This is a genomic window from Mycobacterium sp. 2YAF39, assembly GCF_052114565.1.
GTDB lineage: Bacteria > Actinomycetota > Actinomycetes > Mycobacteriales > Mycobacteriaceae > Mycobacterium.
Window position 1 is genome coordinate 1 of record NZ_JBFREZ010000063.1, and the last position, 373, is coordinate 373.

Below are 373 nucleotides of genomic sequence, written 5' to 3' on the forward strand. Positions count from 1 at the left end.
GGAAAGCCTGCGGGAAGCCACGCTCGATGACGTGGGCGGCATCCTGCAACTGATTGCACCGCTYGAGGCCGATGGCACGCTCGTGCCACGTGGACGTCACCTGATCGAGCGGGATATCGGCAATTTCTCGGTGATCGAGCACGATGGCGTGCTGTTCGGCTGCGCCGCGCTCTACGAATTCCCGCGCGAGAACATGGGCGAGATGGCCTGCCTGACGGTCTCGTCCGAGGCCCAGGGCACTGGCGACGGCGAGCGGCTGCTCAAGCGCATCGAGCGCCGCGCCCGCGCGCTGGGGCTGGACCGGCTGTTCGTGCTCACCACGCGCACCGAGCACTGGTTCCTGAAGCGCGGCTTCGTCCACGCCACCGTGGAC

Annotated in this window: 1 protein-coding gene; it reads left to right on the top strand. The window is 67.7% G+C overall.

What is annotated here, in order from left to right; genetic code table 11:
• Positions 1–373, top strand: a 373-nt coding sequence (locus AB4Z42_RS28485; RefSeq protein WP_442012595.1) for a GNAT family N-acetyltransferase, incomplete at both ends; no start/stop codon positions are given.